This window comes from Embleya sp. AB8 (assembly GCF_049739465.1).
Taxonomy (GTDB): Bacteria; Actinomycetota; Actinomycetes; order Streptomycetales; family Streptomycetaceae; genus Embleya.
This window is the reverse complement of the sequence record NZ_JBMHHY010000015.1, coordinates 39399-61936: the sequence shown is the minus strand read 5'-3', so window position 1 is coordinate 61936 and position 22538 is coordinate 39399. Positions and strand designations below refer to the sequence as shown.

18 protein-coding genes are annotated in these 22538 nt (G+C 71.7%); 11 read left to right on the top strand and 7 right to left on the bottom strand.

Features of this window, described 5'->3' with window-relative positions; translation table 11 throughout:
- Positions 1–21: 21 nt before the first annotated feature.
- From ABIA38_RS22865 to ABIA38_RS22850, 4 genes are all read left to right on the top strand, one after another.
- Entirely contained in the window at positions 22–1356 is a 1335-nt protein-coding gene (locus tag ABIA38_RS22865) for a hypothetical protein (protein WP_424640632.1), read from the top strand.
- 216 nt (positions 1357–1572) lie between these two features.
- Positions 1573–2442, top strand: coding sequence for a hypothetical protein (locus tag ABIA38_RS22860; RefSeq protein WP_424640631.1), 870 nt, complete (start codon positions 1573–1575; stop codon positions 2440–2442).
- Positions 2443–2571: 129 nt separating this feature from the next.
- The gene (locus ABIA38_RS22855; protein ID WP_020556678.1) at positions 2572–3243 is read left to right on the top strand and encodes a response regulator transcription factor; all 672 of its coding nucleotides are present in this window, start codon (positions 2572–2574) and stop codon (positions 3241–3243) included.
- A gap of 56 nt (positions 3244–3299) precedes the next feature.
- Positions 3300–4562, top strand: coding sequence for an ATP-binding protein (locus ABIA38_RS22850; RefSeq protein WP_424640630.1), 1263 nt, complete (start codon positions 3300–3302; stop codon positions 4560–4562).
- A 27-nt stretch (positions 4563–4589) separates the two neighbouring features.
- Here ABIA38_RS22850 and ABIA38_RS22845 read toward each other — a convergent pair whose 3' ends face one another.
- On the bottom strand, positions 4590–5168 hold the full coding sequence (locus ABIA38_RS22845) for a GtrA family protein (protein WP_424640629.1): 579 nt from the start codon (positions 5166–5168) through the stop codon (positions 4590–4592).
- Positions 5165–5662, bottom strand: a complete 498-nt coding sequence (locus ABIA38_RS22840) for a GtrA family protein (protein WP_424640628.1) — start codon at positions 5660–5662, stop codon at positions 5165–5167. The genes ABIA38_RS22845 and ABIA38_RS22840 overlap by 4 nt, the downstream gene beginning before the upstream one ends.
- Before the next feature lie 230 nt (positions 5663–5892).
- Here ABIA38_RS22840 and ABIA38_RS22835 point away from each other — a divergent pair, with 230 nt between their 5' ends.
- Together ABIA38_RS22835 and purE are read left to right on the top strand one after the other, a co-directional pair.
- A complete protein-coding gene (locus ABIA38_RS22835; RefSeq protein ID WP_424640627.1) occupies positions 5893–7032 on the top strand; it encodes a 5-(carboxyamino)imidazole ribonucleotide synthase in 1140 nt (379 codons plus the stop codon).
- On the top strand, positions 7029–7532 hold the full coding sequence (gene purE, locus ABIA38_RS22830; protein ID WP_424640626.1) for a 5-(carboxyamino)imidazole ribonucleotide mutase: 504 nt from the start codon (positions 7029–7031) through the stop codon (positions 7530–7532). Before ABIA38_RS22835 ends, purE begins: the two co-directional genes overlap by 4 nt.
- Positions 7533–7584: 52 nt before the next feature.
- On the opposite strand, the gene ABIA38_RS22825 is transcribed toward purE, so the two are convergent.
- Together ABIA38_RS22825 and ABIA38_RS22820 are read right to left on the bottom strand one after the other, a co-directional pair.
- A complete protein-coding gene (locus ABIA38_RS22825) occupies positions 7585–8010 on the bottom strand; it encodes a CoA-binding protein (RefSeq protein ID WP_424640625.1) in 426 nt (141 codons plus the stop codon).
- Between the two features lie 106 nt (positions 8011–8116).
- The gene (locus ABIA38_RS22820) at positions 8117–9436 is read right to left on the bottom strand and encodes a UDP-glucose dehydrogenase family protein (RefSeq protein WP_424640624.1); all 1320 of its coding nucleotides are present in this window, start codon (positions 9434–9436) and stop codon (positions 8117–8119) included.
- A 215-nt stretch (positions 9437–9651) separates the two neighbouring features.
- On the opposite strand from ABIA38_RS22820, the gene ABIA38_RS22815 reads away from it, so the two are divergent.
- Positions 9652–10812, top strand: coding sequence for an acyl-CoA dehydrogenase (locus tag ABIA38_RS22815; protein ID WP_424640623.1), 1161 nt, complete (start codon positions 9652–9654; stop codon positions 10810–10812).
- Between the two features lie 177 nt (positions 10813–10989).
- On the opposite strand, the gene ABIA38_RS22810 is transcribed toward ABIA38_RS22815, so the two are convergent.
- From ABIA38_RS22810 to ABIA38_RS22800, 3 genes are all read right to left on the bottom strand, one after another.
- On the bottom strand, positions 10990–11592 hold the full coding sequence (locus ABIA38_RS22810) for an acyltransferase (RefSeq protein WP_424640622.1): 603 nt from the start codon (positions 11590–11592) through the stop codon (positions 10990–10992).
- 16 nt (positions 11593–11608) lie between these two features.
- A complete protein-coding gene (locus tag ABIA38_RS22805) occupies positions 11609–13156 on the bottom strand; it encodes a glycosyltransferase (protein ID WP_424640621.1) in 1548 nt (515 codons plus the stop codon).
- A gap of 210 nt (positions 13157–13366) precedes the next feature.
- Positions 13367–14440 (bottom strand): glycosyltransferase family 2 protein, encoded by a 1074-nt coding sequence (locus ABIA38_RS22800; RefSeq protein WP_424640620.1) that lies wholly within the window; start codon positions 14438–14440, stop codon positions 13367–13369.
- A gap of 258 nt (positions 14441–14698) precedes the next feature.
- On the opposite strand from ABIA38_RS22800, the gene ABIA38_RS22795 reads away from it, so the two are divergent.
- From ABIA38_RS22795 to ABIA38_RS22780, 4 genes are all read left to right on the top strand, one after another.
- A complete protein-coding gene (locus ABIA38_RS22795) occupies positions 14699–16225 on the top strand; it encodes an LCP family protein (RefSeq protein WP_424640619.1) in 1527 nt (508 codons plus the stop codon).
- Between the two features lie 501 nt (positions 16226–16726).
- The gene (locus ABIA38_RS22790) at positions 16727–17668 is read left to right on the top strand and encodes an LCP family protein (protein WP_424640618.1); all 942 of its coding nucleotides are present in this window, start codon (positions 16727–16729) and stop codon (positions 17666–17668) included.
- A 132-nt stretch (positions 17669–17800) separates the two neighbouring features.
- Positions 17801–19633 (top strand): HSP90 family protein, encoded by a 1833-nt coding sequence (locus ABIA38_RS22785; protein WP_424640617.1) that lies wholly within the window; start codon positions 17801–17803, stop codon positions 19631–19633.
- 10 nt (positions 19634–19643) lie between these two features.
- Positions 19644–22466: a hypothetical protein gene (locus tag ABIA38_RS22780; RefSeq protein ID WP_424640616.1), complete on the top strand. Its 2823-nt coding sequence runs from the start codon at positions 19644–19646 to the stop codon at positions 22464–22466.
- Positions 22467–22538: the final 72 nt, after the last annotated feature.

The following is a 22538-nucleotide window of genomic DNA, read 5'->3' as shown; positions in this document are numbered from 1 at the left end:
CGACGAAGGGAGCACAACCTGATGAGCAAGGCCAAGACAAGACTCGCCATGACGGCGATCGGCGGCATGCTGATCGCCGGCGGAGGCGGGATGTTCGTGTTCGCCCCGAGCGCGCAGGCCGCGTCGACGGCTGTCGACGTCAACATGACCTGCAAGTTCACGGGACTGACACTGCCCGACGCCACGATGGACTTGTCGTTCAAGCTGGAACTGCCCGCCAAGGTGGCGCCCGGGCAGGACGCCGTGATCAAGGTCGACATGGGCAAGACCGTCAACTCGCCGGTGGACCTGGGCGCGGGGATGAAGTTCTCCGTGGTGATGGACGCCAGTGCCGCAGGTGCGTCGACCGGTGCCACGAAGATCACCGGCGAGGACGGCAAGCTGCCGGCCCTCGTCACGGGGCAACCGATCATCCTGCCGCCCTTCAATGCGAAGGTCCCGGTGCCCGCGAATGCCGCGAACGGGAACCTCGACCTGACGCTGACGCATCTGACGCTCACCGCCGGTGTCAACGTCGAGTGCACGCCGAACGCGTCACCGAAGTTCGCCACCATCAACGTCGACAAGAGCGCCCCGACCACCTCCGCATCGCCTTCCACCTCCACGCCGCCCTCGGACGATCCGCCCGGGCCGCCCAACGGCAAGGAGGTGAACGTCGACTACGCGTGCAAGACGAAGGTCGAGGACTTCCCGGTCGAGATCCCGGATTCCACGGCGACCTACGGCGTCACCATCACCGTCCCCAGCACGGCCAAGAAGGGTGACAACCTCGATATCTCGGCCAAGTTCAAGGACAACCTGGTCGGCAAGGCGCCGTCGAGCCTTCCGGGGGAGAACATCGATCTCGCGTTCGTTCCCACGTTCGCCATCAACGTGGAGCAGGGATCGACCAAGCAGCCTCTGGTGCTGACCGGACCCGAGAAGGCGATCAAGGTCAACGCGAACGACCCGCTGACCCTGGACGGCCCGATCACCGGCAAGTTCTCGGTCTGGGGCGGCGGTGACTTCAGCTTCTCGCCCGGTGATCTGAAGATCTCCACCACCGCAACGCTGGGCACCCTCAAGGCCAAGTCCACCACGACCTGCACGGTCACCAAGACCGCCGTATCGGCCACCCTCAAGGCCAAGGGCGACGCAGGCACCCCGCCCCCCACCCTGACCCAGTCCCCCACGGGCAACGTCGGCAGCAACGGCGGCAGTTCCACCACCGGCGGCACCACCGGCGACCTCGCGCACACCGGGGCCTCCGGGGGCGGGATGACCGCGTTCGCGATGGCGGCCGGGACCGCCGTACTCGGGGCGATCGCGCTGATGTTGTTCGTGCCCTACCGTCGGCGGATCCGCAACCAGGTCTGACCGCACACCCGTTCCCGGCGACACTCCGGCGCCGTAGCCCGACGCCCGCACTGAAGCCGAACCAACCGGAACGAGACGGAACCGAACCGAACCGAACCGAACGCGCAGGGTCTCCCGGCCATTCCTCACCCGGCCGGGGGACCCTTCGGCTATATTCCGCCCCTCGACGCCCGCCGCCCGCCCACCTCCGTCACCCACGAGAAGGACCCCGACCCGATGCCTCTCCCGGCTCCACGCATCGCGCGTGCTCCACGCGTCGTGCGCGCCGCGCTCGCCCTGGGCTGCGCCGTCGGCCCGGCCCTCGTGCTCGCCCCGCCCGCCGGTGCCGCGGAGCCGTCGACCGTGCCGGTGCACTGCGTCATCCCGCTGGACCAGCCCGCCGTGGACGGCCCGCAACAGATCTCCCTGGACGGCCCGAGCGATCCGGTCCGACCCGGCGACAAGGTGCGGATCAAGGTCACCCTCGGCGGCAGTCCCGCGACCAGCCCGCTGCCGTTCCCCGGCACCGCGCTGACCCCGTCGATCCAGCTGCTGCTCTCCGACGGCGCGAGCGGCGAACTCACGCTCCAGGGCCCGCGGATGCGGGTCGACATCCCCGGTACGCCCGCGCTGATCGTGGTGCCGCCCTACGAGGGCGAGATCACCGTCCCGCTCGACGCCAAGGGCGACATCCGGATCGCCCCCGGCAAGATGGTCACCAGTACCGCCATCTTCGGCGACCAGATCACCACTTGCTTCCCGACCACGCCCGCGCCGCCCGCGATGACGCTCAAGGTCGACCCGCTCGCGAAGGCCCTGGACGGCCCGTCCGGCAACCCGGCCGATCCCGGGGTCTCCCCGCCCCTCGCGCCCGGCGAGACGCCGGTACAGACCCCGCCACAGCGCGCCGAGAGCCCCGCCGGGCTCGCGCAGCAGGCGGGCAACGCGAGCGGGCTCGACGCCGGGGCGGTACGCCGCGGCGAGGACGGCGGCAGCGGCATCTCCGCCGGCACGATCACGCTGATCGTGGGCGGCGTGGTGATCCTGATCATGGCGGCGACCGCGATGCTCTACTCGTGGCGCCGCCATCGGGACGACGAATGGTGACCCGCGCCCGGTCCCGACGCTTCGCACAGTCCCCCGATCAGGGAAAAATCACCCCGGATCACCCGCACTCACGGGTCTGTCGGCCGGAGCTCGTCAACCTCGCGCCCACGCGTCAGTAACATCAAGGTCATGACCCGCGTACTGCTCGCCGAGGACGACGCATCCATCTCCGAACCACTCGCGCGTGCGTTGCGCCGAGAGGGTTACGAGGTCGAGGTGCGCGAGGACGGCCCAAGCGCTCTCGAATGCGCCGCGCAGAGCGGGGTGGACCTGCTCGTGCTCGACCTCGGCCTGCCCGGGATGGACGGCTTGGAGGTGTGTCGTCGGCTGCGCGCCGAAGGACACGGCTTCCCGGTCCTGGTCCTGACCGCGCGCGCCGACGAAGTGGACACCGTGGTCGGCCTCGACGCCGGCGCCGACGACTACGTCACCAAGCCCTTCCGGCTCGCCGAACTGCTCGCGCGCGTGCGCGCGCTGCTGCGCCGGGGCGCCGCCGACGTCGGCCAGGGGGTGCACGGCGTGCGGATCGACGTCGACTCGCACCGCGCCTGGATCGGCGAGGAGGAGCTCCAGCTCACCGCCAAGGAGTTCGACCTGCTCCGGGTGCTGGTGCGCGACGCCGGCCGGGTGGTCACCCGCGACCAGCTGATGCGCGAGGTGTGGGACACCACGTGGTGGAGTTCCACCAAGACGCTGGACATGCACATCTCCTGGCTGCGCAAGAAGCTCGGTGACGACGCGGGCAACCCCCGTTACATCACCACCGTGCGCGGTGTGGGCTTCCGCTTCGAGAAGAGCTGACTCCGGCCGGGCCCGAGTTCGGGAGAGCCGACCTCGGAAAGCTGACGGGACCCACCTTGCGTCGCAGGCTCATCAACACCACGCTCGGCGTGGTCCTGGTCGTCGTGGCGGTGCTCGGCGTACCGCTCGCGTTCGTCGAGACGCACGCGATCGAGAACAGCGCCGGGGACAGCCTCAAGGCCGAGGCGACCCGCATCCTGGAGGTCGTCGAGCTGCGGATGGCCTCCGGTGAACACTCGGACGCGGCGCTGCTGCGCCGGCAGATCGAACCGCATCGCTACGCGATCGTGCGGCTGCCGGGGGAGCCCCCGCTGCTGATCGGCGAGAAGCCCGGCGGCCGGGTCTTCGCGAAAGAGGTGCCCGGTGAGATGGGCGACTCGGTCACGGTCGGCGAGCCGCGCGAACGGGTCACCACCAAGATCCGCGAATCGTTGTTGTTGATCCTCGGCGTCGCGCTGCTGGCCGTCGCGGCGGCGGCGGCCCTGGCGGTGTGGCAGGCCCGCCGGCTGGCCCAACCGCTGACCGACCTCGCCGAGACCGCCGAGCGACTGGGTTCCGGCGACCCCCGGCCCAGGCACCGCCGGTACAGCGTGCCCGAGTTGGATCGAGTCGCCGAGGTACTCGACCAGAGCGCCGAACGCATCGCCCGAATGCTCACCGCCGAGCGCCGGCTCGCCGCGGACGCCTCACACCAGTTGCGCACCCCGCTGACCGCGCTGTCCATGCGGCTCGAGGAGATCATCGCGACCGAGGACCCGGAGATCGTCAAGGAGGAGGCCGCGATCGCGCTCTCCCAGGTCGAGCGGCTCACCGATGTCGTCCAGCGGCTGCTGACCAGCAGCCGGCGCGGCAGCGGCGGGCGCGACCCGCGCAACATGTCCGCGGTCACCGTGCGCGTGGACGACGTGATCCAGCAGCAGATCGACGAGTGGCGACCCAATTTCCGCGAGGCCGGGCGCAGCATCCGGGTCGAGGGCGAACGCGGGCTGACCGCCGTGGCCACTCCCGGGGCGCTGTCCCAGGTGCTCGCGACGCTCGTGGAGAACACCCTGATGCACGGCGCGGGCGGGGTGAACATCCGCACCCGGACCACGGGTACGTCGGTGGTGGTCGAGGTCGAGGACGAGGGCACGGGGGTGCCCGACGAGCTGGGCGCGCGGGTGTTCGAGCGTGCGGTCAGCGGTCACAACTCGACCGGCCTGGGGCTTGCGGTGGCCCGGGATCTGGCCGAGGCCGACGGCGGTCGCCTGGAACTGCTCCAGCAGCGCCCACCGGTGTTCGCGGTGTTCCTGGCGGCCCATCCGGACCCGCATCGCTGACCCGGTCCATCCGGACGGGGTGCGGGCTCAGGTCCGGGACGTCTCGCTCTCGTCCTCGACCAGCCGCGCCGCCTCGGTGTCCAGGTGCGCGCCGGCCGGTCCGGCCGGCGCGTCGTCCGAGTCCTCGGCGGTCGGCGGCGCGACCACCCGGACCGGCTTGCGGTCCACGTCGTGGGTGCCGGTGAACACCCATGTGCGATACGACCAGAACCGGAACAGCGTGCCCAGCGGCAGGCCGACCGCGTACTTCGCGACGTTGTCCGCGAGCAGCGAGGGATAGCCGAGCCAGTAGTGCGAGATGGCCACCGTGCCGGCCTCGATCGCCATGCCGACCCCGCTGAACACCATGAACAGCACGAACTCCCGGCGACTGTCCGCCGAGGTGCGGTGCCGGAAGGCCCAGTAGCGGTTGCCCACGTAGTTCACCACGATCGCGACCGCCGTCGAGATCACCGACGAGCGCACCGAGGCCAGGCCCAGATGATCACGGCACAGGTTGAACACGATCACGTTGACGATCACGCCGAATCCGCCGACGGCGCCGAACTTCAGCGTCTCGTGCAGCAGGTGTCCGACCCGGTCGTACCAAGCCCGGAGCGCCTTCACGAGATGCCACCTTCGACGACCGGCGTGGGGTCCGCGCGTTTGTGCTTGAACACCCACGTACGGAATGCCCAGAAGCGGAACAGCGTGCCCAGAGCCATACCGACGATGTTCGCCGAGATGTTGTCGGCGAGCTTGCTCTCGTAGCCCATCAGGGTGTGCGAGACGAACACGCTCGATGCCTGGATGCCCGCCGCGATCGCGCTGAACACGAAGAAGAGCGTGTACTCGCGGCCGACACCGGTGCGATCGCGATGTCGATACGTCCAGTATCGGTTACCGACGTAGGCCACGATCGTGGCCGGGATCGAGGACATGATCTTCGCCGCGACCCCGCCCATCCCCAGCGACAGGCCGAGGTTGAAGACGAGCACGTCCACCGCGTAGGCCAGCCCGCCCGCCACGAGGAATTGGGTCACCTCGGAGCGGAAGCGCGCGAGCCGGCTCGCCGGCGGTGCGGCGGGGGCGTCGGGAGGGGCGCCGACGGGCAAAGTCAAGGACGCTCCTCTGGCACCGCGGGTGCTACCGGCATGACGACTCACCCGACGAGGGTAGCCGCCGCGGTCGCTCGGCATCGGCGCGCGGTCTCCCTCCCGTTGCGGAGTCTTTACCGGAGCGTCTCCCCTCTCGTGTGGCACATGTTCGATCGGGCCGGGTTCGGCCGCGGTGTCCGCGCCCGGAATGCCCACCGCCACGAGCGCGCGCGGCGGGTCGGTACCCTTCCCCCGTGACGTTCCCAGTCGTCGGCATGGTCGGCGGCGGCCAGCTCGCCCGCATGACGCACCAGGCCGCAATCCCGCTCGGCGCCCGCTTTCGCGTACTCGCCGCATCCCCGTCCGAATCCGCGGCCCAGGTCGTCGGCGACGTCGTGCTCGGCAGCGAGGACGATCTCGCCGACCTGCGCCGCTTCGCCGAGGGCTGCGACGTGGTCACCTTCGACCACGAGCAGGTGCCCCCCGCGCTGCTGGCCGCGCTCGAGGCCGACGGCGTCGTGTTGCGGCCGAGCCCGGCGGCCCTGGTACACGCCCAGGACAAGGGCATGATGCGGGCCCGGCTGGCCGAGATCGGCGTGCCGTGCCCGCGCAACCGGATCGTCGCCGACCCGGCCGACGTCGCCGCGTTCGCGGCCGAGATCGGTGGTTGGCCGGTGGTGCTCAAGACCACGCGCGGCGGCTACGACGGCAAGGGTGTGTGGGTCGTCCGCGACGAGGCGGAGGCCGCCGTGCCGTTCGCCGCCGGGGTGCCGGTGCTGGCCGAGGAGAAGGTCGAGTTCAGCCGCGAGCTGGCCGCCTGTGTGGTGCGCTCGCCGCACGGTCAGGCGGTGGCCTACCCGGTGGTCGAGTCGATCCAGGTGGACGGCGTGTGTCGCGAGGTGATCGCACCCGCGCCGGACCTGGCCGAGGAGCGCGCGATCGAGGCGCAGCGGATCGCCCTGTCGATCGCCGGTGAGCTGGGCGTGACCGGGCACCTGGCGGTCGAGCTGTTCGAGACCGTCGACGGCCGGATCCTGGTCAACGAGCTGGCCATGCGCCCGCACAACAGCGGGCACTGGAGCATCGACGGCGCGGTGACCTCGCAGTTCGAGAACCACCTGCGCGCGGTGCTCGACCTGCCGCTGGGCGACCCGCGGGCGCGGGCGCCGTGGACCGTGATGGTCAATGTGCTCGGCGGCGACTATCCCGACATGTACCGCCCGTACCTGCACGTGATGGCCCGCGACCCGGGGGTCAAGGTGCACATGTACGGCAAGGACGTGAAGGCCGGCCGCAAGGTCGGGCACGTCACCGTGTGCGGCGACGATCTGGCCGACGTGCGCGAGCGCGCCCGGCACGCCGCCGACTACCTCCGAGGGGACATCACCGAATGAGCACGCAGCCCGTGATCGGCATCGTCATGGGGTCCGACTCGGACTGGCCGGTGATGGAACTCGCCGCGCAGGTCATGGACGAGTTCGACATCCCCTACGAGGCCGACGTGGTCTCCGCGCACCGGATGCCGCAGGAGATGATCGCCTACGGCACCGAGGCGGCCGGGCGCGGCCTGAAGGCGATCATCGCGGGCGCGGGCGGCGCCGCGCACCTGCCCGGGATGCTGGCGTCGGTGACCCCGCTGCCGGTGATCGGTGTACCGGTGCCGCTGAAGTACCTGGACGGCATGGACTCGCTGCTGTCCATCGTGCAGATGCCGGCCGGGGTGCCGGTGGCGACCGTGTCGATCGGCGGCGCGCGCAACGCGGGTCTCCTCGCGGTGCGGATGTTGGCCGCGCACGATCCGGCGCTGCTCGCGCGGATGGGCGACTTCCAGGCCGAGCTGAAGGCGCAGGCGACCGAGAAGGGCCGCAGGCTGCGCGAGCGGATCGGTTCGTAGTCGGTGTGTCGGACGGGGCCCGACGAGCGTGCTCGGGCCCCGCGGCCTCGGGTCAGGCCCGGTTCGCGCCGGTCAGGGTGATCCGCTGGAGTTCCACCGCCGAGCAGCGGTCCATCACCATGTCCAGGCCCGCGTCGCGGACCCGCTGGTAGGCCCGTTCGTCGATCACGTCCAGCTGGAACCAGACGGCCTTGGCGCCGATCTTGACCGCCTGGTCGGCGATCTCGCCCGCGTGTTCGGAGTTGACGAACACGTCGACCACGTCCACCGGGAACGGGATCTCGGCGAGTGTGGCGTAGCCCGGCTCGCCGTGCACGGTCTCGGCCTTCGGGTGCACCGGCACGACGCGCTTGCCCCACTGGCGGAGGAACGCGGCTACTCCATATGCGGCGCGGTGGGAGTTGGTGCTGAGCCCCACCACCGCCCACGTGTTGGTGTCGAGGATCCGTCGGATCGTGGCCTCGTCGCCGTACGGCATGCTGATGACCTCGCAGTCCTTGTCTCGCTGCTCGCGGTGCCCCCCGACCGGCGGACGGCGCGGCGCCGTCGGCCGGGTGAGTGTGCCCCCGGGGTGGGCCGGCTACTCAGGGTCGACCCAGCGCCCGGTACGTCCATCCTGCGCCGCGCCAGCGCACCGGGTCGAGGGCGTTGCGGCCGTCGAGTACGCGCCGCTCGGCCACGATCTCGCCCAGTTCGGCCGGATCCATCTCGCGGAACTCGGCCCACTCGGTCAGATGCAGCACCACGTGCGCGCCGCGGGCGGCGTCGAAGGCGGTGTCCGCGTAGGTCAGGCCCGGGTACATCTTGCGGGCGTTGTCCATCGCCTTGGGGTCGTAGACGGTCACCTCGCCGCCCTGGAGTTGCACCTGGGCGGCCACGTTGAGCGCGGGCGAGTCGCGGATGTCGTCCGAATTGGGCTTGAACGCGGCGCCGAAGACGGCGACCCGGCGGCCCAGGAAGCTGCCGTCGCACTGCTCGCGGGCCAGGTCGACCATCCGGAACCGGCGGCGCATGTTGATCGCGTCCACCTCGCGCAGGAAGGTGAGCGCCTGATCGGCGCCCAGCTCGCCGGCGCGGGCCATGAACGCGCGGATGTCCTTGGGCAGGCAACCACCGCCGAAGCCGAGCCCGGCCTTGAGGAAGCGGCCGTTGATCCGCGGGTCGAAGGCGAGCGCCTCGGAGAGTTGCTCGACGTCGGCGCCCGCCGCCTCGCAGACCTCGGCCATCGCGTTGATGAAGGAGATCTTGGTGGCCAGGAACGAGTTCGCCGCGGTCTTGACCAGCTCCGAGGTGGCGAAGTCGGTCACCACCAGCGGGACACCCTCGGCCAGCAGCGTGGCGTAGACCTCGCGCAGCTGGTCCTCGGCCTGTTGCGAGCGCACCCCGATCACCAGCCGGTCCGGGTGCAGGGTGTCCTGGACGGCGAAGCCCTCGCGCAGGAACTCGGGGTTCCAGGCCAGCTCGGCCGCGGCACCCACCGGGGCCCGCTCGGCGATCCGCACGGCCAGCCGGTCGGCGGTGCCGACCGGGACGGTGGACTTGCCGACCACCAGGCACGGGCGCTCGAGCAGCGGGGCGAGCGCGTCCACGGCGGCGTCGATGTAGGACACGTCGGCCGCGAACTCGCCCTTGCGCTGCGGGGTGTTCACACAGATGAAGTGCACGTCGCCGAACGCCGCCAACTCGGCGATGTCGGTGGTGAAGCGCAGTCGCCCGGAGGCCACGTGCGGGGCCAACAGCTCTTCGAGTTCGGGCTCCCAGAACGGCGTCCGGCCGCTCGCGAGGGTGGCCACCTTGTCGGGATCCACGTCCATCCCGAGGACCTCGAAGCCCAGCTCGGCCAGACACGCGGCGTGCGTGGCGCCCAGGTAGCCGGTACCGATCACGGTGATGCGGGGTGCCACGTACGTCACCTGACTTCTTCGTCGAGCGGGATGGGGATGGCGCGGGATATGGATCGTATCCGCCGGGATCGGCGCCTCGTCGCCCAACCGTGGCCGTCCCGCTGCGCGCCCGCCGGGGGTGCGGCTGAATTATTGTGGACATCAGTGCTATTTACTGAGCGGTAATAAAGCAGTTCATCGTCGCTGCACGCTCCTGAACCGAGAGGTAGGCACCCGTGGCCGGACGTAAAGACTTCGATTTCTTCCGTGTCTCCGAGGAGCACGACATGCTCCGCGAGTCGGTCCGCGCCCTCGCCGAGGCGAAGATCGCCCCGTTCGCCGCCGAGGTCGACGAGCAGTCCCGGTTTCCCCAGGAGGCGCTGGACGCGCTCAGCGCCAACGATCTGCACGCGGTCCACATCCCGGAGGAGTACGGCGGCTCCGGTGCGGACGCGCTGGCCACCGTGATCGTGATCGAGGAGGTCGCGCGTGTGTGTGCGTCCTCGTCGCTGATTCCGGCGGTGAACAAGCTCGGCACCATGCCGCTGATGCTCGCCGGGTCCGAGGACCTCAAGCGGCGCTACCTCGGCGCGGTGGCGCGCGGCGACGGGATGTTCTCGTACTGCCTGTCCGAGCCCGAGGCGGGTTCGGACGCCGCCGCGATGAAGACCCGCGCGGTCCGCGACGGCGACTCGTGGGTGCTCGACGGCGTCAAGCGCTGGATCACCAACGCGGGCGTGTCCGAGTTCTACACCGTGATGGCGGTGACCGACCCGGACAAGCGCAGCAAGGGCATCTCGGCGTTCGTCGTGGAGAAGTCGGACGAGGGCGTCTCGTTCGGCGCGCCGGAGAAGAAGCTCGGCATCAAGGGCTCGCCGACCCGTGAGGTCTACCTCGACAACGTGCGGATCCCGGCCGACCGGATCATCGGCGAGGAGGGCACCGGCTTCGCCACCGCGATGCGCACCCTCGACCACACGCGGGTGACCATCGCGGCGCAGGCGCTGGGCATCGCGCAGGGCGCGCTCGACTACGCGAAGGGGTACGTGCGCGAGCGCAAGCAGTTCGGCAAGCCGATCGCCGACTTCCAGGGCATCCAGTTCATGCTCGCGGACATGGCGATGAAGCTGGAGGCGGCCCGGCAGCTGACCTACGCGGCGGCGGCCAAGTCCGAGCGCGGCGACGCGGACCTGACCTTCCACGGCGCGGCGGCCAAGTGCTTCGCGTCCGACGCGGCGATGGAGATCACCGTGGACGCGGTCCAGCTGCTCGGCGGCTACGGCTACACGCGCGACTACCCGCTGGAGCGGATGATGCGCGACGCCAAGATCACCCAGATCTACGAGGGCACCAACCAGGTCCAGCGCATCGTGATGGCCCGCAACCTCCCACGCTGACCCCGCCCCCACCCCACCGGCCGCCCCCACCACCCGAGCGCGTGGGGGCGGCCGATGGCGTTTCGGGGGTGGGGCGGTTGCCGGGGTCGGGTTGCCGTTCCGCTTCCGTGACCTGCCGTGCCGGTTCGGCACCGCGTCGGCGGCCCCCGCCATACGCGCGCGTCGGGCGTGGGTCGGCTAGGTGCCGGCCCGCGGCGGCGTCGGGCTCAGTTCGCCCGCGTGCTCGGTGTACAGCTCGCCGGTTTCCGGGCAGCGCCACGTGTCCGTCCCGGCCTCGACCAAAGGCACCCCCGCGTGGCCCACCCACTTGATGCGGCGGGCCGGTACGCCGGCCATCAGGGCGTAGTCGGGGACGTCGCGGTGGACCACCGCGCCGGCCGCGATCAGGGCCCAGCGGCCGATCGTGACGCCGGCCACCACGACGCTGCGGGCGCCCACGGCGGCGCCCCGACGGATCGTCACGCCCTGGGCCCGCCAGTCCTGTTCGCCCTTGAGCCGGCCGTCGGGGGTGATCGCGCGCGGGTACATGTCGTTGGTCAGCACCACCGCCGGGCCGATGAAGACGCCGTCCTCCAGGACCGCCGGCTCGTAGACCAGGGCGTGGTTCTGCACCTTGACGTTGGCCCCGATGCGCACCGCGGGCCCCACGTACGCACCGCGCCCGATCACGCAGTTCGGGCCCAGGACCGCGTGCTCGCGGATCTGCGCCAGGTGCCACACCCGGGTGCCCTCGCCGATGCTCGCCGATGCGTCCACGTCCGCGCTGGGGTCGATTGCCACCCTCGAACGCTAGTGCTCACTCGGCCGCCACGCCCAGGAAATCGGCGAGCACGCGGGCCGAACGCCGGCCGTCGTGGTGTTCGGCGACGTACGCCGGTCCCCGGGCGGCCAGCGCGCGCGCCGCGTCCGGTTCCGCGACCACCTGCTCCAGTACGTCGGCGAGCGAAGTCGGGTCGGCGGCGCGGATCGGCAGGTCGGCCGGGAGGTGCTCGGTCGCCGACTCGTGCAGGTAGCAGATCGTCAACCGACCCGCCGCCATCGACCGACACGACGTCATCCCGTAGGCGCCGCAGGCGAATTGGTCCAGCACCACGTCCGCGTCCGCGAACAGCGCCGGGAGTTCGGCGGCCGGGCGGTTCAGGATCCGGCGGTATTCGATCAGGCCGATGTCGTGCAGCCGGCGCAGCGTCGGCTCGATCCGCGCGGTGCCGCGCAGGAACGGACTGGTCATCACATGCACCACCACCGGACGCTTGCGGGTCAGCGGCGGCGTCTCGGCCCGCCACTCGGCCGGGTCGAGCGCGGCGGGCAGCCAGACCGCGTTCGGCACGTCGGCGATCAGGTCCGGGGTGGCCACGAACGTCGGTACGTCCAGCTCGCGCAGGATCGGCAGCAGCCGGTCCACCTTGGCCTGCAACGCGTGGGTCAACTCGTAGCGCGGGTCGAACGGGGAGAACTCGACCCGGGCCCGATGCGCCGCCGGGTCGCGCGCCTCCGAGCCGTAGAGCACCAGCCCGAGGGTGATACCCGCGGCGCGCAGCTCGGCCAGGTCGGTGTCCACCCACGAACCGCCGAGCCGGCCGAAGGCGGGCATCCCGCACTCCGCCAGGACGTGCGTGTAGCGGTCCAACACCTGGGCCAGTCGGCCCAGTTGCCAGCGGGTGGAGAGCCACTCGTCGGTGCCGATCGGCTGATCGCTGGGGTAACCGAGGGTGTTGGCCGAGGTGAGCGCGGCGGCCTCGGCGCGCACCCCCGGCAGCTGCCGCTCGACCGCGCGGGCCCACGCGTGGCCCTGCCCGGCGGTGTTGGTCGGCCCGATGCCGAGCACCGGTGCGGACGCCGGCGGTGGTGTCGCGTCGTCGGCCGCGAACGCGCGTACATACGGCTCGTAGGCTCGCGCGCAGCGCGCCGCCCACCCGGCCGCGTCGCGCTCGGCCTCCGCCCGGTGGGCGCGGCGCAGTGCGTCCAGATCGCGCTGGGCCATGATCCGGCGCAGCCCCCGGAGCACCCCGCCGCCGTCGAGCGCCTCGACCGCGGCCTGCGCGGCGGCCAGTTCGGCGGTCCTGACCGGGTCGACCGGGACCCGCAACGAGCGCACCACCCCGGTCGCGCAGACCTCGACGGAGGTGGTCACCTCGACCGTCTCGGCGGGTGCGACGCGCAGTACGTAGGCGCCTTCGACCGGATCGGGCGAATTTTCCGCGCCTACGTCCGTGTGGGTGACGACGACCCGCCGCAGCCGCGCGGGCGGGGTGAAGCCGCGGTCCTCCGCCGCCTGCCGGGCGTCCGGAATCGCCACGCCCGCGGCCACGCTCGCGGCCACCGCCGAGTCCCTGTCGCTCATCGCAGTCGTCTCCCAAGGCCGTGCCGACTGTTCACAGACTGTCACCGGGGACGAGCGGTGACCAGGGCGGCCACGTTACTTGGCTTTACCGAACGGGCCCGGTTTCCGGCCGTGCAAACGGCGCGTCGCACCGGTTCGGCGGCCGGCCGCACGCGCGTGGGCCCGGATCGCACGCGCACGATCCGGGCCCGGGAAAGCGACGACGACGGCTCAGCCGAGTCCGTCCTCCAGGCGTTCCGTGCCCGCCTCGACCCGGTCGGCGAGCCGTTTGGGGCTGGTCAGGAAGCCCGCCCCCCACGATCCGTGCATGGTCGCGAGCACGATCGGCAGCCGGATGAACGCGGCCGGTCGCAGCCCCCGTCCCTCCCACGCGACGCCGGCCAGGATGCCGACCGCGTAGCCGCCGGGCAGCAGCCAACCGGGCCAGAACCCGATCAGACCCGCGGCCGTGCCGAGCGCGACCGCCAGGAGTGCGGCCGGTGGCGCCAGGTAGCGGAGATTGACCGAGCCCTTGTGGTGTCGGGAGACGACCCGCCGCCAGCGGCCGTAGTTGAAGTACTGCTTGGCGAGCGCCTTGGGCGTCTGCCGGGGCCGGTAGGAGACCCGGAGCTCGGGCGAGAACCAGATCAGGTAGCCCGCCTGCCGGATCCGGTAGTTCAGCTCCCAGTCCTGGGCCCGCTCGAACTCCTCGTTGTAGCCGCCCAACTCCTCCAGGACCTCGCGTCGGAAGACCCCCAGATACACGGTGTCGGCCGGTCCCGCGCTGCCGCCGATGTGGAAACGGGCGTTGCCGACGCCGAGTTTGGAGGTCATCGCCCGGGCGACCGCGTCCTCGTACGGGGTGGTGCCCTCGGCGTGCATCAGCCCGCCGACGTTGGCCGCACCCGTGTCGACGAGCAGTCGTACGGCGGTGGAGATGTAGCCCGCGGGCAGGATTCCGTGACCGTCGACGCGCACGATCACCGGGTGGCTGGACGCGCCGATCGCGGCGTTGAGCGCACACGGGGTCCGGCCGCTCGGGTTGGCGACGGTGCGTACCCGTCGGTCTCCCGCGACCAACCGGGCGGCGATCTTGTCGGTGTCGTCGGTGGACGGCCCGAGCGCGATCACGACCTCGAGATCGCCGGGATAGTCCTGCGCGAGCACCCGACCGACGGCCTCCTCGAGATGTCGGGCCTCGTTGAGCACCGGCATGATCACGGAGACGGGCGGTTTTTCGGGAAGCGGCTCCGCCCGGCGAGCTGGGGGCTCGTGCGTGGCGGGCTCGTCGGCGGTGTGATTCATCGCCTCGGAGCGTACTGCGGATGGCCCCGTCCACGGGCATCGACCGGGTGCCCGAGCAGCGGTGGGCGTCGGCGTGCCGCCCCCGCTCCCGCTCGATCCCGCTTTACGGTAGTTCGATGCCCACCGCAACCGTGGCCGGACGGATCGGCGTCCTTCGGGTGAACGCGGGTACGGACGGACATCCGCACGATGCCCGCCCGGACGGCGCGCGACGAACGGCGGGACGACATCGGTCCGCGAGGAGGGACATCGCACCCCATGGCGACCACTGGCGGCCGAGCCCCGGCGCGAACCCCGAGCGGTGACCGGAACGGGCGCCCGGCCGGCCGCAATTGGCTGGTCCTGATCACCGGGGTGCTCGCCGCGGCGATCCTGCTCACCAGCGGCATCGGCTGGGCCTGGGTGAAGCACTTCGACGGCAAGATCCAGCGGATAGACCCGTTCAAGGACCTGAAGGACCGCCCGGACACCGGGTCGGGGAAGGATCTCAACTTCCTGATCGTCGGCTCGGACAACCGCGCGGGCATCCCCAAGGAGACGCTGAACAAGCTGCACGCGGGTGGGGAGTCGTGCGACTGCACGGACACGATGATGCTGGTGCACCTCAACGGCAAGCGGGACCGGGCCACCATCACCAGTCTGCCGCGGGACAGTTACGTCGAGTTCCCGGCGCACAAGGACAAGACCACCGGGCAGCAGAAGGGCCCCTCGAAGGGCAAGATCAACGCCGCCTACACGCTCGGCGGCCCGTCGTTGACCGTGGCCACCGTGGAGAAGGCCACCGGGATTCGGATCGACCACTACATCGAGGTCAACTTCGTCTCCTTCGTCAGCGTCGTGGACACCCTCGGCGGCGTCGAGATGTGCACGCCCAAGCCGCTGCGCGACCCCAAGTCCGGCCTCGACCTGCCCGCCGGCACCAGCAAGCTGGACGGGGTCAAGGCGCTGCAGTTCGTCCGGGCCCGCTACATCCCCAGCGATCCCACCGGCGACATCGGGCGCACCCAGCGGCAGCAGAAGTTCATGACGCAGGTGCTCGCCAAGGCCGGCTCCTCCGGCACGCTGACCGACCCGCTCAAGCTCAAGAACGTGCTGGACGCGGTGCTCGGCTCGATCAAGGTGGACGAGGGGATGAGCTCGCAGGACTTCCTGGAACTGGGCACCAAGCTGCGCAACCTGTCCAACTCCGGGGTGACCTACGCGCAGATCCCGCTCAAGAGCGTCGACCACGTGGTCCCGGACTGGGGCTCGACCGTGTTGTGGGACGACGCCAAGGCGCAGGGCCTGTTCAAGGCGATGCGCGAGGACAAGGAACTGATCGCGCCGCCGGACAGGAAGTCCGACCCGCCGGGCCCGAGCGGCGCCGCCGGGCCCGCCCCGGTGGCGGTGGACGTGGCACCGGGCGACATCTCGGTACAGGTGTACAACGGCACGCCGACCGCCGGCCTGGGTCCGCGCGTGCACGAGGACCTCAAGGGCGCGGGCTTCGTATTGGCCGGCCCGCCGCGTCCCTCGACCGGCGGCGACGGCGTCCGTACGGTCATCCGGTACGACCCGAGGTGGGACCGCTCGGTCAAGACGGTGCAGGCCGCGCTGCCGGGCGCGACGCTCGAGCCGGTGACCGGCCTCGGGCGCACCATCGAGGTGGTCGCGGGGTCGTCGTACCAGGGCCTGACGCCGGTTCGGGTCGGTGCCGCGCCGGCCGAACAGCCGGCGGGGGACTCGGCCACGCCGAACCCGGCATACTCCGCCAAATCCGGCGACGAGGTCTCGTGTAAGAAGTGAGCATCAACTGTGGAACAGATGGTCGATGTGGGCGGCATTCGGTTGCCTCTGGGCTGATCGGGTGAAAGCTTCGAGCCTATGAACAATTGGCCGCCGGGATGGGCGGATGGCGACCAGCAGCCGCAGCAGCAGCCTCCGGGGACGATTCCGGGCCGCCCGGGTGCGGCCTCGCCGGGTGGATATCCGGCGGCTCCGGGTGGGTATCCGCCGCCGCCGGTACCACCTCCGCCGCCGGCGATGCCCGGGTACTCGGCGCAGCCGGCGGCCGGGTATCCGCCCGTTCCGCCGCCCGCCGCGGCGCGGGCGTCCGGTGCGGCCGGCTATCCGGCGCAGCCACCGGTGGGTGACGCGCACGGCGCGCCGCCGGCGCCGGGGGCTCCCGGTGGGCCCGGTGGCCCGGGTGGTCCCGGCGGTCCGGGGGGTCCGGGGGGTCCGCCGCCCGGTCCGCCGCGGCGCCCGGTCAACTGGCGGAAACGAATCCTCATCGGGATCGGCGTCTTCGTGCTGCTCGTGGTGACCTTCGGCACGGTCACCTACTTCTGGGCCAGTTCGAAGATCCACCACGAGGACGTGCTGAACGACTACCAGGGTCGGCCGAGCGGCTCCGAGGGCACCACGTGGCTGATCGTCGGCTCGGACAGCCGCGAGGGGCTGGACGCCACCGACCGCAAGCGGCTGCACACCGGCAAGGCCGAGGGCAAGCGCACCGACTCGATGATGTTGCTGCACAAGGGCAAGGGCGGCACCGCGCTGATCAGCCTGCCGCGCGACTCCTACGTACAGATCCCGGCGTACAGCAAGAACGGCAAGACGGTGAAGGCGCAGAAGGACAAGCTGAACGCGGCCTTCGCGCTCGGCGGCGCGCCGCTGCTCGCCCGGACCGTGGAGCTGGCCACCGGCATCCGGCTCGACCACTACGCGGAGATCGGCTTCGGCGGGTTCAACAACATCGTCGACTCGATGGACGGCGTGGACATCTGCCTCAAGCAGCCGATCAAGGACGAGAAGTCGGGCGCCGACCTGCAGGCCGGGTGCCAGACGCTGGACGGCGCGCAGGCGCTCGCCTTCGTCCGGGCCCGCTACTTCGACCCGCGCTCGGACCTGGGCCGGATGGAGCGCCAGCAGCAGTTCCTCGGCTCGCTGGCCAAGAAGGCCAAGTCGGCCGGCGTACTGCTCAACCCGTTCAGCGCGTTCCCGGTGGCCGACGCCTCGCTCGGTGCGGTGACCGTGGACGAGGACACCGGACTGTTCGACCTGTACGACCTGTTCAAGGACATGGGCACGTTGTCCGGCGGCGACGGGGTCAAGACGACGGTGCCGATTGCCAACCCCGGCTACGACGTCAAGGGCGTCGGCTCCACCGTGCTGTGGGACGACAAGGGCGCGAAGGCGCTGTTCCAGGCGCTGCGCGAGGGGCGGACGGTGGACGCGCCGAAGCATTAGGGCGGGTCTTCGGACCTCGCGGGCGGGACTGTCGGCCGACAACCGACTCGCCGCCCGTCCCCGTCGTTTCGTACCATCAGCACTCGGCCGGGCTGTCGGCCGGCGAACCCGCCCCGAGGTGACGAACTCCGTATGAACGAAGCCGCGATATCCGCCGCAGACCACACCTTCCAGGTCGATCTGCGCGGTCTGGTCGACCTGTTGTCGCACCACCTCTATTCCAGCCCCCGCGTCTACCTGCGCGAGCTGCTCCAGAACGGTGTCGACGCGGTCACCGCGCGGCGGGCCGCGGACCCGGAGGCCCCGGCCGAGATCACCATCACCGCGGTCGACGGCGGCCTGCGGGTCGCGGACACCGGCGTCGGGTTGACCGAGGCCGACGTGCACCGCTTCCTGGCCACCATCGGGCGCAGCTCCAAGCGGGACGCGTTGGAGAGCGCGCGGCGCGACTACATCGGCCAGTTCGGCATCGGGCTGCTCGCGTGCTTCGTGGTCGCCGACGAGATCACCGTGCTCACCCGCTCGGCGCTGACCGACGCGCCGCCGGTGGAGTGGCAGGCCGGCGCGGACGGCCGCTACAGCGTGCGCACCCTGGATCCGAGCGCGCGCGAGGAACCGGGGACCACGGTGTTCCTGACCCCGCGCCGCGGCAGCGAGCCCTGGTTCGCCGTCGACCGGGTGATCGAACTGGCCCGCGACTTCGGCGCGTTGCTCCCCTACCGGGTCACCGTGGTGGCCGGCGCGGAGCACACCCCCATCACCGACACGCCCGCGGTGTGGGATCGCCCGTATCCGACGGCGAATCTGCGTCGAGCCGCGCTCGCGGCCTACTGCGAGAGCCGGTTGGGCTTCACCCCGCTGGACGTGATCGACCTGGACGTACCGCTCGCGGGGGTCCGCGGCGCGGCGTTCGTCCTGCCGGAGGCGGTCAGCCCGGCGCTGCGCGGGAAGCACCGGGTGCACCTCAAGGGCATGTTGCTCACCGAGAACGCCGACGGGCTGCTGCCCGACTGGGCGTTCTTCGTGCGCTGCGTGGTGGACACCGACACCCTGCGGCCCACCGCGTCCCGGGAGAACCTCTACGACGACGAATCCCTGGCCGGTGTGCGGGACGCGCTCGGCGGGCACATCCGGGACTGGCTGGCCGACCTGGCCGCGCACGACCAACCGCGCCTGGCCCGGTTCCTGAGTGTGCATCACCTCGGCGTCAAGGCCCTCGCCCGGCACGACGACGAGCTGCTGCGGCTGGTGTTGCCCTGGTTGCCGTTCGAGACCACCGACGGGCGGATCGCGCTGGACGAGTTCGCCCGCCGGCATCCGGTCGTGCACGTGACCTCGACGGTGGAGGAATACCGGCAGGTCGCGCCGATCGCGGCGGCGGCCGGGCTCGGCGTGGTCAACGGCGGCTACACCTACGACCTGGACCTGGTGCACCGGCTGGCCGAGATCCGGCCCGGTACCACCGTCGCCGAACTCGACCCGGACACCGTCACCGCGCACCTGGACTCGGTCGACCCGGCCGCCGAACTGGCCGCGGCGCGCTTCCTGGCGCACGCGCGCGCCGCGCTCGAACCGCTGTCCTGCGACCTGTCGTTGCGCACCTTCCAGCCGGTCGGTGTGCCCGCGCTGCTCCTGGACGGGCGGGACGCGCGCGGCGAACGTGGGCGGGCCGAGGCCGAGCAGGACGCGACCGGTCGCGGCGACGACCTGTGGTCGGGAATCCTGGGCTCGCTGCGCGGCCAAGGCCCACGCGCGCAGCTCGTGCTCAACCACCTCAACCCGCTGGTCCGCCGGATCGCCGGCCTCGACGACCCCGAACTGGCCCGGGCCGCGGTCGAAGGACTCTACGGCCAGGCCCTGTTGCTCAGCCACCGCCCGCTCACCTCGACCGAGACCGGTCTGCTCGGCCGGTCCTTCCTCGGACTGCTCGAGCGGGCGGTCCACCAGCCGAACCCCGCCGAATAGGAAGTCCCGCATGGAAATCCGTGACGACGCCGGGTTCTTCGCTGCCCTGGACACGAACGAGGAACAGCCCTACGGCAAGGCCCGCACCGCCCGCGCGGAGGAACTGGTCGCGGTGGCCGAGCGGATGGGCAACGACGAGAACCTCGCGTGGGCGCTGCTGCGACTGATCACCGCGTACAACTACGGCGGCGAGTCACCACGCACACCGGTGCCGCTGTCCCGCCTGCTCCGGCTGTGGGACGAGCACCCCGAGGGCTTCGACGAGCAGCTGACGCATCATCTGTTCTGGGATCTGAAATGGATCACCAGTTCGTTGCTTTCGGTGCCCGAGGTGCCGCTGCCCGCGATCCGCGGCTATCTGGCCGACATGGAGCGCCGCTACCGAACGGCCGGGCACAGCCTGCGCCCGGTGCATCAGAGCCGGTTCTACCTGGCCCGGCACCTGGGCGCGGACGCCGAGAGCACCGAGGCGTTCGACGCGTGGCTGGCCGCCGATCGGGATCGGCTCGCCGACTGTGACGCGTGCGAACGGCGGGAACAGGCCCGGTGGTTGATCGCCCAGGGCCGGGACGCGGACGCGCTGGAGCTGCTCGCCCCCACCCTGGACGGCGCGCTGACCTGCGCCGAGGAGCCGCAGGTCTCGCTCGCCACGTCGATGTTGCCGCTGGTGCGCGAGGGCGAGCCGGATCGGGCGCGGGCACACCACCTGCGCGGCTACCGGTCGGTGCGCGGCAAGGTGAGTACGTATGCGGCGGTCGCGGAGCACATCGAGTTCTGCGCGCTGACCGGCAACGAGGGTCGCGGGATCGAGATCCTGGCCGAACACCGGGCCTGGCTCTCGCGTCCGCAGAGCGACCCGTCGGATCACTCCGACTTCCTGGCCGGCGTCGCGGTGTTGTTGCGCCGGTTGGTCGCGGTCGGCGGGCCGGAGCTGGTGGTGTTCGAGGACACCACGGCGGGCGCGCTGCGCGAGGTGGTCGAGCGCGAACTCTTCGAGATCACCGCGCGGTTCGACGCGCGCAATACGAACGACGCGGTGAGTTCCCGGGTGCGCCGGCGGTTGGCGGCGGCGCCGGTGGCGAAGTCGCTGCCGTTGGGGCTGCGTTCGCTGCGGGTGGCGGAGCCGGCTGCGGTTTCCCCGGGTGCCGGGGTCGCCTCCGGTGCCGCTTCGGGCGCTGCTTCGACTGCCGAACTGCTTTCGTACGCACGGGAGTTGGATGCACAGGGGCATCCGCGTGCGGACGCCGCGTGGCGGGACTACGCGGCGGCGGCGCGGGCCGAGGGTGGGGATGTCGATGCCTTCGCGCTCGCGGCGATCGCCGAGGCGGAGGGCGTCGAGCTGGCCGAGGAGGGCGAGTTCGCGGCGGGTGTCGCGGCGCTGACCCGGGCCGCGGCCGGATATCGGGCGGTGGACGCGCCGGGGCGGGCGGTGGGCGCCGAGGTGCGGGTGGCGATGGCCCGGTATCGGGCCGAGGAGCCGGACGCGGCCGAGTTGTTCGACGCGGCCGAGGCCGAGGCCGCCGAGTTGGTGGCCGGCGACGCGGCGCCGCTCGCGCTGGTCCTGCACCACCGGGCGATCGTGGCGCTGGCGAGCGAGGCCGACGACGTGGACGACGTGCTGACCGCGCTGCACGATTTGGGCCGCGAGCACGGCCTGCGGCATCGGCAGGCGGCGGCGTTGCACATCCGGGCCGAGCGGGCGTTGCAGGCGGAGCGTACGCAGGACGCCGAGGCCGACCTGAGCGCCGCCATCGAGCTGTGCCGCGCCGCCGAACGCCCCTGGCTGGCCTGCCGACCGCTGTTCCTGCGCAGTCAGGTGCGAATGCAACTGGGTGACCCGGCGGCGGCCGAGGCGGACATGCGCGGCGCGCTGGAGACGGCGGCCTGCTACCCCGAGCCGCAGTTCCCGGTCGGCCACGCGCTGACCATGCTGGCCAACACGATCGGCGCGCAGGACCGGCCCGAGGACGCGTTGCCGTTCGCGCTGGAAGCGGCGCACGTCTTCGACGACGAGGACGATCCGGAGATGGCGGCGGCCTGCCGACGCGGCGCGGTGGGCATGTTGTTCGGGCTCGGTCGGGATGCGGAAGCGGCGGCGATCCTGGAGGAGTTGCTGCCGGAGATCGAGGCGCACCACGGCGCCGAGCACGCGATGCACGAGCGTTGGGCGCTGGGCCTGTGCCTGCGCCGGATCGGGGACACCCGGGACGCGGCCCGGCATCTGTCGATGGCCGCCGAGGCCGCCGCCAGGTTCGCCGATCGGGCCACCCAGGCGGAGATCGCGGTGGCGGCGGCGCACGCGCTCGACGACGCGGGGATGGCCCCGCAGGCGCAGGCGGCGTTCGGGCGGGCGATCGAACTGCTGCGCGCCGAGGGGCAGGTCCGGGAGACGGTGCGCGCGTTGCGGGCGCAGGCGTGGACGATCGCGGGTGCCGCGGACCGGGAGGATCCCTCGGGGGTGGACCGGGCGCTGGCGCTGTTCGGCGAGGCGCTGCGGGAGTTGGCGGGGGAGGGTGCGGAGGCCGACCTGGTGGCCGAGGAACGGGCGGGTACGCACCACCAGTTGGCACACCTGCTGGCTCGGGCCGACCGCCTGCACCCGGCTCGTACGGAGGCCGACCGGGCGGCGACGGCGTACCTTCCGCTGCTGCCGGAGGAGGCCGACGCCTATCTGGACGCGGTGCAACTGGCCGCCCGAATCGAGGCGTTCGGCCTGGACGAGGGACCGGCGGCACTGGCCCGCCTGGACGCGGCGCTGGCGGTCTGCGAGACGGCAGGCATCAAGACGACCCAGGAAATCACCGACCTCCGGGACGACTTGGCGAAGGGCTGAGCCGAGCGGGCGGCGCCGCCCAAGCCGTCCGCCGCCCGGAGCCCCACGACCAGGCTCCGGACGGCGGGTGGC

Bases quoted from the DNA above. Each gene is read 5' to 3' on its own strand.
- ABIA38_RS22865 (WP_424640632.1), top strand. From the start codon at position 22: ATGAGCAAGGCCAAGACAAGACTCGCCATGACGGCGATCGGCGGCATG.
- ABIA38_RS22860 (WP_424640631.1), top strand. From the start codon at position 1,573: ATGCCTCTCCCGGCTCCACGCATCGCGCGTGCTCCACGCGTCGTGCGC.
- ABIA38_RS22855 (WP_020556678.1), top strand. From the start codon at position 2,572: ATGACCCGCGTACTGCTCGCCGAGGACGACGCATCCATCTCCGAACCA.
- purE (WP_424640626.1), top strand. From the start codon at position 7,029: ATGAGCACGCAGCCCGTGATCGGCATCGTCATGGGGTCCGACTCGGAC.
- ABIA38_RS22825 (WP_424640625.1), bottom strand. From the start codon at position 8,010: ATGCCGTACGGCGACGAGGCCACGATCCGACGGATCCTCGACACCAAC.
- ABIA38_RS22805 (WP_424640621.1), bottom strand. From the start codon at position 13,156: ATGAGCGACAGGGACTCGGCGGTGGCCGCGAGCGTGGCCGCGGGCGTG.
- ABIA38_RS22800 (WP_424640620.1), bottom strand. From the start codon at position 14,440: ATGAATCACACCGCCGACGAGCCCGCCACGCACGAGCCCCCAGCTCGC.
- ABIA38_RS22795 (WP_424640619.1), top strand. From the start codon at position 14,699: ATGGCGACCACTGGCGGCCGAGCCCCGGCGCGAACCCCGAGCGGTGAC.
- ABIA38_RS22785 (WP_424640617.1), top strand. From the start codon at position 17,801: ATGAACGAAGCCGCGATATCCGCCGCAGACCACACCTTCCAGGTCGAT.
- ABIA38_RS22780 (WP_424640616.1), top strand. From the start codon at position 19,644: ATGGAAATCCGTGACGACGCCGGGTTCTTCGCTGCCCTGGACACGAAC.